General features: G+C 49.8%; 5 protein-coding genes, 1 tRNA gene and 3 rRNA genes. 5 read left to right on the top strand and 4 right to left on the bottom strand.

Annotation, left to right across the window (positions count from 1 at the left end):
- The 4 genes from F4V72_RS03870 to rrf (F4V72_RS03855) form a co-directional block, all read left to right on the top strand.
- A 23S ribosomal RNA gene (locus F4V72_RS03870) occupies nucleotides 1–102 on the top strand; the annotation flags it as partial.
- A 195-nt stretch (nucleotides 103–297) separates the two neighbouring features.
- Nucleotides 298–413 (top strand): 5S ribosomal RNA (gene rrf, locus F4V72_RS03865).
- A gap of 14 nt (nucleotides 414–427) precedes the next feature.
- Nucleotides 428–503: transfer RNA gene (locus F4V72_RS03860), tRNA-Thr, on the top strand.
- 39 nt (nucleotides 504–542) lie between these two features.
- A 5S ribosomal RNA gene (gene rrf / locus F4V72_RS03855) occupies nucleotides 543–658 on the top strand.
- Between the two features lie 631 nt (nucleotides 659–1,289).
- On the opposite strand, the gene F4V72_RS03850 is transcribed toward rrf (F4V72_RS03855), so the two are convergent.
- The 3 genes from F4V72_RS03850 to F4V72_RS03840 form a co-directional block, all read right to left on the bottom strand.
- Nucleotides 1,290–1,511: a lipoprotein gene (locus F4V72_RS03850; protein ID WP_023246338.1), complete on the bottom strand. Its 222-nt coding sequence runs from the start codon at nucleotides 1,509–1,511 to the stop codon at nucleotides 1,290–1,292.
- A 238-nt stretch (nucleotides 1,512–1,749) separates the two neighbouring features.
- Nucleotides 1,750–4,863 carry an efflux RND transporter permease subunit gene (locus F4V72_RS03845; RefSeq protein ID WP_053508318.1) on the bottom strand — a complete coding sequence of 1,038 codons (3,114 nt, stop codon included), beginning with the start codon at nucleotides 4,861–4,863 and terminating at the stop codon, nucleotides 1,750–1,752.
- An 11-nt stretch (nucleotides 4,864–4,874) separates the two neighbouring features.
- A complete protein-coding gene (locus F4V72_RS03840) occupies nucleotides 4,875–6,032 on the bottom strand; it encodes an efflux RND transporter periplasmic adaptor subunit (protein ID WP_063390857.1) in 1,158 nt (385 codons plus the stop codon).
- Nucleotides 6,033–6,442: 410 nt separating this feature from the next.
- On the opposite strand from F4V72_RS03840, the gene envR reads away from it, so the two are divergent.
- A complete protein-coding gene (envR, locus tag F4V72_RS03835; protein WP_063390988.1) occupies nucleotides 6,443–7,105 on the top strand; it encodes an acrEF/envCD operon transcriptional regulator in 663 nt (220 codons plus the stop codon).
- A gap of 2 nt (nucleotides 7,106–7,107) precedes the next feature.
- Here the strand turns inward: envR and F4V72_RS03830 are convergent, their stop codons facing one another.
- Nucleotides 7,108–9,207: a putative bifunctional diguanylate cyclase/phosphodiesterase gene (locus F4V72_RS03830; RefSeq protein WP_121767654.1), complete on the bottom strand. Its 2,100-nt coding sequence runs from the start codon at nucleotides 9,205–9,207 to the stop codon at nucleotides 7,108–7,110.
- Nucleotides 9,208–9,275: the final 68 nt, after the last annotated feature.

Raw genomic sequence — 9,275 nt, 5'->3', positions numbered from 1 at the left:
CTCCTGAAGGAACGTTAAAGACGATGACGTTGATAGGCCGGGTGTGTAAGCGCAGCGATGCGTTGAGCTAACCGGTACTAATGAACCGTGAGGCTTAACCTTACAACGCCGAAGCTGTTTTGGCGGACTGAGAGAATTTTCAGCTTAGATACCAGATTTTCGGGAACGAAAGATGTTACGCTGAGGCAAGGCGGCAAATGAAGGAAAGGAAGGAGCATACTGAAGTATGTGACTGACTTTGCGAATGCAGCCAACGCAGCATCGGTGTAAAAGATTCGTTTCCGGCAACAGAATTTGCCTGGCGGCCGTAGCGCGGTGGTCCCACCTGACCCCATGCCGAACTCAGAAGTGAAACGCCGTAGCGCCGATGGTAGTGTGGGGTCTCCCCATGCGAGAGTAGGGAACTGCCAGGCATCAAATTTAGTGTGCTGATATGGCTCAGTTGGTAGAGCGCACCCTTGGTAAGGGTGAGGTCCCCAGTTCGACTCTGGGTATCAGCACCACTTAATACGGTTAAGGTTCGGTATTTAAAAAAGAATTTGTCTGGCGGCAGTAGCGCGGTGGTCCCACCTGACCCCATGCCGAACTCAGAAGTGAAACGCCGTAGCGCCGATGGTAGTGTGGGGTCTCCCCATGCGAGAGTAGGGAACTGCCAGACATCAAATAAAGCAAGAGGCCCAATCGAAAGATTGGGCCTTTTTGCATTTATTTTTCTGTGGAAAAGGCTGGCGGATAATGACGCCGACGCGTTTTATATTTGGTTTATGACATCCTCGTCGAGTTGATAAAAACCGTTTTAATAAACGTGATTTCCCGTCACATATCCGCCTGAACCATCGAATGTGACCCGTGCTGATATTGATATACAAACGGTTTTTACTTAGTCCTCTAATAAGCGATGGAAATATTTGTTGAGGGCTGAGAGCCTGGACCATTAGGCTATTTCATTTGCCAGTCTGACCCTGGACAGTGCTCAAAATCCTCACCGTACTACGTGTACGATCTGGTTTTGTCCAAATTGCCAGCAACAATTATGCCTAATGGGCCAGATTCTAAGACTTATTGTACGACGTGTGTTTTTAATATGGCTTACGATTCTATCAACCTACGATGTTGTCTGTATTGAACAGGAATTTGAACAATAGAGTCGGGATTAGCGAATAAGAAAAGGATGCGTTTTACCGTCTTAACTTTCGGGGGATATGCTGAACAGATTACGTAGCTGAGCTGAGTATCCTTATGATTTTTATATTATTACTGAAAGCGCGGCATTGCCGCGCCTGCATGTATCATTTAGAAAGCGCAATGATACCCATCGTCAACCCTGCTACTGCTGCAGCGCCGCCAGCAATAGCGCCTGCTGTCTCCCAGTTATCCTGCGTTGTACCTTTCATACATGTATTGGTATGAACCAGCCGCCCTTGATCGTCATAAACCGGTACGCAGGGAGAGTCATGTGCACAACCTGCCAATAAGGTGGTAAGCAATGCAACTGGAATTAGTTTTTTCATGGTGTTACCTCATTAATAAGTGTTTCGCGAAGTACAGCAATATCAATGCTGGCTCTAACCGCTGCGAAAACGAGAGTTATTTTACCACTACATAAAAAATGACCGACATGAGGAATAATCTCAATTCATGTGAATTGTAAAAACTATGGAGAATACAGAGGTAAGCGGAGAGGGGAGAATAGCAGAGCTAAAGACGTACCGTTTAAAAAAGGCGTCCGAAGACGCCTCTGTTTACCGATTAATCATGATGGCGATTAAATCGGCGTTTTACAACAACAAAGAATACTGGCACGAAGAAGATAGCGAATAAGGTTGCGGTTAACATTCCCCCCATCACCCCTGTTCCTACTGCGTTCTGCGCCCCACTACCCGCGCCACGACTGATAACCAACGGCATTACTCCGAGAATAAAGGCCAGCGAGGTCATTAGAATAGGACGTAAACGCATACGGGATGCTTCCAGCGTTGCCTCGATCAATCCACGCCCTTCTTTCTCCATAAGATCTTTCGCGAACTCGACAATCAGGATGGCGTTTTTAGCAGAAAGGCCAATAGTGGTTAACAAACCAACCTGGAAGTAAACGTCATTGTTCAGACCGCGCAATGACGCTGCGAGCAGAGCGCCAACCACGCCGAGCGGTACGACCAGCATTACCGAGAACGGAATTGACCAGCTTTCATACAGTGCGGCAAGGCAGAGGAAAACGACGATGAGTGAGATTGCGTACAGCGCCGGCGCCTGGTTACCTGACAACCGTTCCTGATACGACATACCTGTCCAGTCATAGCCAATACCGTTTGGTAGCCGTGAAGCCAGGTTTTCCATTAACGCCATTGCTTCACCAGTGCTTCGTCCGGGCGCTGCTTCGCCGAGTAGTTCCATTGACGGCATCCCGTTATAGCGTTCCAGGCGTGGCGAACCATAAATCCACCGTGCTGAGCTAAAGGTAGAGAAGGGAACCATCTCGCCATTGGCGCTGCGTACATAAAGATTGTTGATATCTTCTGGCAGCATACGGAACTGAGCATCAGCCTGAACGTATACTTTTTTCACTCGCCCACGATCGATAAAGTCATTAACGTAATAGCCGCCCAACGCCGCGGAGATGGTTTCGTTGATATCAGACAACGAAACGCCGAGCGCCTGCGCTTTTTCCTGATCGACATCCAGCTTGAACTGTGGCGTGTCTTCCAGCCCGTTCGGGCGTACGCGCACTAACAGATCCGGATGCTTTGCGACCATACCTAAGAGTTGATTACGCGCTTTTGTTAGCGCATCGTGACCGAGTCCTCCCTGATCGATCAGTTCAAAGTCGAAACCTGTCGCGGTACCTAACTCGACAATCGCCGGCATGTTGAAGGGGAACACCAACCCGTCGCGAATCTGGCTAAAGGCGCGTGTTGCTCGGGCGATAACGGCTTCGACGCTATTTTCTTCACCGCTACGATCTTCCCAGGGTTTAAGGCTGACAAATGCCATCCCTGAGTTTTGTCCCTGACCGCTAAAGCTAAAGCCGTTTACGGTAAACACGCTTTCGACGTTCACTTTTTCATTATTCAGGTAGTAATGAGTGACTTGATCCAGCACTTTCTGCGTACGTTCTTGCGTAGCGCCAGAGGGGAGCTGAATCATGGTCAGGAATACCCCCTGATCTTCTTCCGGCAGGAAGGAGGTCGGGAGGCGTAAAAACAGAACCGCCATTCCGACAACAATCAGCAGATAGATAATGAGATAGCGACCCGTATTACGAACGATACCGCTAACGCTGTTAGTATAGTGGTTAACGCTGTGGTCAAACCTGGCATTGAACCAGCCAAAGAAGCCGCTTTTTTTCTTGTGATGTTCAGCAGATACGGGTTTAAGCAGCGTAGCGCACAGCGCTGGCGTCAGAATCAACGCAACCAGAACGGATAGCGCCATTGCTGAAACAATAGTAATAGAGAACTGACGATAAATTGCCCCGGTTGAGCCGCCAAAAAAGGCCATCGGGATAAATACCGCAGACAGTACCATCGCGATACCCACCAGCGCTCCCTGAATCTGCGACATGGATTTTTCCGTCGCCTCTCGGGGAGAAAGATTATCCTCCATCATCACACGTTCAACGTTTTCTACGACCACTATCGCATCGTCAACCAACAGCCCTATCGCCAGTACCATGCCGAACATCGTCAGGGTATTGATGGAATAGCCAAAGGCGGAGAGTATTGCGAAAGTGCCTAACAATACGACGGGAACAGCGATGGTAGGAATCAGAGTTGCCCGGATATTCTGTAAAAACAGATACATTACCAGGAACACCAGAATAATCGCTTCAAACAACGTTTTTACTACTTCGTGAATAGATATCTTTACGAAGGGCGTTGTGTCATAGGGATAAACCACCTTCATTCCCTGAGGGAAGAAAGGTTGCAGCTCCACCAGTTTTGCTTTGATTGCGGTTGCGGTATCCAGCGCGTTGGCGCCGGTCGCCAGTTTAATACCCAGACCGGAGGCTGGTTTACCGTTAATGCGCGCCACAACGTTATAGTTTTCACCGCCAAGCTCAATACGCGCGACATCTTTGAGATGGACGACAGAACCGTCGGCATTGACTCGCAACGTAACTTTGCCGAACTCTTGTGGATCTTTCAGACGCGTTTGGGCGATGATTGAGGCGTTAAGCTGCTGGCCTGGTAATGCTGGCGTGCCGCCCAGTTGGCCTGCTGCAATCTGGTCGTTCTGTACTTTTAACTGGTTGATGACGTCAACTGGCGTGAGCTGGTATTTATTTAGCAGATTCGCATCCAGCCAGATACGCATGGCATACTGCGCGCCAAATAGCTGAACGTCGCCCACGCCATTCAGACGGCTGATAGAATCCTTAATATTAGAGGCGACATAGTCAGAGATGTCGTCCTGGGTAGTGTTCGGATTATCCGAGACAAACCCGGCGACCATCAAAAAGCTGCTGCTGGATTTTTCAACGCTAATCCCCTGCTGCTGGACTTCTTGCGGCAGTAAAGGCGTGGCGAGCTGCAATTTATTTTGCACCTGAACCTGCGCGATATCCGGATCGGTTCCGGACTGGAAGGTCAGGGTGATGGTCACGCTACCGGCAGAGTCGCTGGTAGAGGACATATACATCAGGTTATCGATGCCGTTCATATTTTGTTCGATAACCTGAGTAACTGTATCCTGTACCGTCTGCGCATCCGCGCCAGGATAGGTCGCAGAAATAGAAACCGCTGGCGGCGCAATGGTTGGGTACTGCGCAACGGGAAGTTGCATTATTGCCAGTGCGCCCGCCATCATCAGGATAATGGCCAGAACCCAGGCGAAAATAGGACGTCTAATAAAAAAGTTTGCCATGTACGGTTACCTTATTGCGCCGTTTTCGCAGCCGAAGCATCGGTAGTGGCTTTCACCTGGACGCCCGGTCGCGCTTTTTGTAAGCCGCTGATGATGACTTTATCGCCCGGTTTTAACCCTTTGCTGATGAGCCATTTATCACCAATAGCCTGCGCCGCCACGACATTGCGGGCTTCGACCTGGCTTTTATCGTTAACTACCATCACCATTGCGTCGCCGCGCGGCGTGCGGGTCACGCCCTGCTGGGGGACAAGGATGGCATTGGGCTGGATGCCTTCATCAATGCGGGCACGAACAAACATACCGGGAAGTAAGCTGTGCTGTGGATTGGGGAAAACCGCCCTGAGCGTGATAGAGCCGGTGCTTTCATCTACGGTAACGTCGGAAAATTGCAGTGTGCCTTTAAGCGGATAGACCTGACCATTTTCCATGACCAGTTCAACCGTGCTACTTGCGCTGTCTTTATGCAGGCTACCTTGTTCGACGGATTGCCTGAGTCGCATAAAGTCGTTGCTTGATTGCGTAACGTCGACATAAATCGGGTCGAGTTGCTGTACGGTAGCCAGTTCAGTTGACTGACCGTTAGTCACCAGCGCGCCTTCAGTCACGTTAGATTTTCCTATACGCCCGCTGATGGGCGAGGTGACTTTGGTATACGCAAGGTTAATACGCGCGCTTTCAACAGCGGCTTTTGCCGCCACAACGGTGGCATCGGCCTGGCGGGCGTCGGCAATCGCCTGATCATATTCCTGTTGGCTGATATATTTTGTGCCGACCAGCGGAACATAGCGTTTGACCGTCAGGTGCGCGATAGCCGCAGCCGCTTCGCTTTTAGCAAGTTCGCCTTTAGCGCTGTCATAATCGGCCTGATAAGTGGCAGGATCGATCTGATAAAGCGACTGTCCGGCCTCCACATCGCTACCTTCGGTGAAATTTCTTTTAAGCACGATCCCGCTCACCTGGGGGCGAACCTCCGCAATGCGAAATGCAGACGTACGTCCGGGAAGTTCGGTCGTTACGGCTAACGGCGCTGTTTCGACCACATGGATGGTGACTTGCGGCTCGCCGGGATGAGCCTGGGTATCTCCCTGGTCGTTACAACCGGCCAGCAGCGCAGCAGAGAATATGATGAATGAGGGCAGGAGTGAAAACCTGGCATGTTTCGTCATTACTGTTCCTTAAAAAACCGAAAGCTCGTTATTTACCGGGTGATGGTAAGGCGTTAACGCGCGAAAAATAGAATAGCAGAGGGGTATCCTACAAATTATTAGCTTGTGATGTAAGTAATACTTATTTTGGGGTGGGGTTCACGGCACATAAAAGCAAAAGACATTCATTCTTTGTCGTTTCATAATGTCCGGATTAGTAAACTTATGAAGTTGAATTACATAATTCGGAATACATATCCTATGTGAATATATTTATCTAATGCATTTATTTTTATTATTGATTTGGCGATGTTGTGCAAAGTAAAAATAGCTGTCTCTCGTCTGGCTAAAAAGGACATGGTAAAGTTGTTTTTTGTGCTGAATATTTTACCAGCGTATGTATCGTTTTTATGTTTCCGGATATCTTAATTATGGCGAAGAAAACGAAGGCGGATGCGCTTAAGACACGGCAACATCTGATTGAAACCGCTATTGTGCAGTTCGCTTTGCGCGGCGTTGCCAACACGACACTGAACGATATCGCTGATGCCGCTGATGTCACGCGGGGAGCCATCTACTGGCACTTTGAGAATAAAACGCAGTTGTTTAACGAGGTCTGGTTACAGCAACCGCCTTTACGCGAACTCATTCAGGATAGGCTTACGGGATACAGGAATGATAATCCTTTACAGGATTTACGTGAGAAATTTATTGCAGCCTTACAATATATTGCGGCAGTGCCTCGCCAGCAGGCGTTAATGCAGATTTTATATCATAAATGTGAGTTCCATAATGGCATGATATCGGAACAGACCATTCGGGAGAAGATTGGTTTCCATCATCAGTCGTTGCTTGAAGTATTACAGCAATGTATGGATAAAAAGCTGATTTCAGGCAGTCTTGATTTAGACGTCATATTAATTATTCTGCACGGTAGTTTCAGCGGAATAGTAAAGAACTGGTTAATGAATCCCACAAGTTATGATCTTTATAAGCAGGCGCCAACATTAGTCGATAACGTATTAAAAATGCTAAGTCCGGATGGCTGTGTGACGCAATTAATGTCGAATGAACATCAGGCGGAAGAAGCCTGAGATTACTTTTGGCGGGTATTATATATTGACCTGATAAATGTATTGGTGGAATCGAGAATATCGCGATCGATTTCCTCTGCAGTGCGCGGTTTGCCAAGCAGGAATCCCTGAAGCGTATGGCATCCCAATTGTGTCAGAAATTGTTGCTGCGTTTCATTTTCTACGCCTTCTGCCACAATTTGCAGATTTAACGCTTTCGCCAGTGCGACAATAGCCGCAACAATGGTCGCGCCGTCGCCTGCCGCGCTGAGTTCATGCACGAAAGCGCGATCAATTTTTAGTTCGCACGCCGGAAGACGTTTCAGATAGAGAAGGCTGGAATAACCGGTGCCAAAGTCGTCAATAGAGGCCTTAACCCCCATTTCCGTTAATCTGGTTAGTATAGCGACGCTTTGCTCCGGCTTATTCATCGCTGTGGTTTCGGTGATTTCCAGAATCAATAAATCGGGCCGGATATTGTGTCGGGCCAGGCTCTGCCTAATGGTATCCACAAGGCCTGGCTGCTCAAATTGTAAGGCGGACAGGTTTACCGCAACTGACCATAAGGCGTATCCCTGTAAGTGCCACTCGTGGAGCTGGCGACACGCCTCGCTGATAACCCAGCTACCGATGGCGACAATAAGACCCGTTTTTTCCGCCAGCGGTAAAAACTGGTCAGGATTCAGTACGCCTTGTTTTGGATGATGCCAGCGCAGCAATGCCTCAAATCCTACAATGGGGCCGGCAGGGGCCTGAAATTTAGGCTGATATACCAGCCTGAGCTCTTGTCTCTCCAGCGCCAGCCACAGGTCATTCATTAGCTGAAGTTGGGTTTGCGCCAGCATATTCATTGATGGCTGAAAGAAATGGTATCCGTTACGCCCCGTATGTTTCGTGTGGTACATCGCGGCATCGGCGTTGAACATCAGTTCCCGTTCGTTTTTTCCGTCCAGCGGATAGAGCGCTATTCCAACGCTAAGGGTGACGACCAGTTCATACGGATCTATCGTAAAGGGCGCATCTATCGAATGTACCAGCGCGCTGGCAAGGGAAGCCGCTTCGTCAGGCGCGCTGACTTCTGCGAGCAGCACAAACTCATCGCCGCCAATCCGCGCCAGGGTAAACTGACCGTTCAGCGGTTGGTTCAGACGATGCGTTACCGCCACCAATAACTTATCGCCGATATCATGACCATAAGCGTCATTAACGGTTTTAAAGCCATCCAGATCCATAAACAGTAGCGCGAAAGGCGTACCTTCCCGATTCGCTTTGCTGATGGCCTGTTCCAGACGATCCTCAAGGAGTACCCGGTTTGGTAATCGGGTGAGCGTATCATGCAGCGCTAACTGTGCCAGTTCCTGGTTCGCCTGTGCCAGCGAAGAGGCAAGCCGTGCGGTACGGGCCTGAAGCCGGGCGTCAAATAAAGAAACCAGCAGAGTAATACCCAGGATAGTCAGCGCTACCACGCTGACAAGAATAGCCAGCCAGTTGCCATCGACGCCACGATGCTCCATCGGCCAGTTTTGGGGAAAGTGCGCGGCCTTCATGCCGGCGTAATGCATGCCGGCGATAGCTATCCCCATTAATACCGCGGCGCCTGCTCGCCTCAGAGCAACATCCGTTCCCTCATGACGCAGGCGGAACGTGAGCCACAGCGCGGCGTAGGACGCCAGTAGCGCGATAATGATAGAGAGAGCAACCCACGCGCTATTCCAGACGATGATGGAAGCGAATTGCAGCGCCGCCATCCCGGTATAATGCATTGCGCTGATGCCCAACCCCATCACCAGCGCGCCCGGCAGTAAGCGGCGCAGGCGCAATTTTTCAGCGCTGACCAGCCATAACGCAAAAAGGGAGGAACCGATCGCAATCAGCATGGAGAGGCCGGTGAGGAAAGGATCGAAGCGCATGTTCATCGCGTGATCCATCGCCAGCATCCCAACAAAATGCATAGCCCAAATACCGACGCCCAGTGCGAATCCGCCGCCCATTAGCCATATTCTGGCGCTTGTTCTGGCGTTTCCGACAACGCGTCCGGCCATATTTAATGCGGTATAGGACGCAAAAATAGCGACAGCAAATGAAACCGCCACAAGGATGTGGTTGTACTCACTAACCGGCATGTTTCGTTAGCTCATTGGTTATGCAGGAAAAGAAAAGGACGAGATAGTATCCCCCTTCTTTTATCCTT

Source organism: Salmonella enterica subsp. diarizonae, from assembly GCF_008692785.1.
Taxonomy (GTDB): domain Bacteria; phylum Pseudomonadota; class Gammaproteobacteria; order Enterobacterales; family Enterobacteriaceae; genus Salmonella; species Salmonella diarizonae.
The sequence above is the reverse complement of the archived record's forward strand: the minus strand, read 5'-3'. Positions and strand labels throughout refer to the sequence as shown.

Excerpts from the sequence above, each read along its gene's own strand:
- envR (WP_063390988.1), top strand. The coding sequence starts at position 6,443 with ATGGCGAAGAAAACGAAGGCGGATGCGCTTAAGACACGGCAACATCTG.
- F4V72_RS03840 (WP_063390857.1), bottom strand. The coding sequence starts at position 6,032 with ATGACGAAACATGCCAGGTTTTCACTCCTGCCCTCATTCATCATATTC.
- F4V72_RS03845 (WP_053508318.1), bottom strand. The coding sequence starts at position 4,863 with ATGGCAAACTTTTTTATTAGACGTCCTATTTTCGCCTGGGTTCTGGCC.
- F4V72_RS03830 (WP_121767654.1), bottom strand. The coding sequence starts at position 9,207 with ATGCCGGTTAGTGAGTACAACCACATCCTTGTGGCGGTTTCATTTGCT.
- F4V72_RS03850 (WP_023246338.1), bottom strand. The coding sequence starts at position 1,511 with ATGAAAAAACTAATTCCAGTTGCATTGCTTACCACCTTATTGGCAGGT.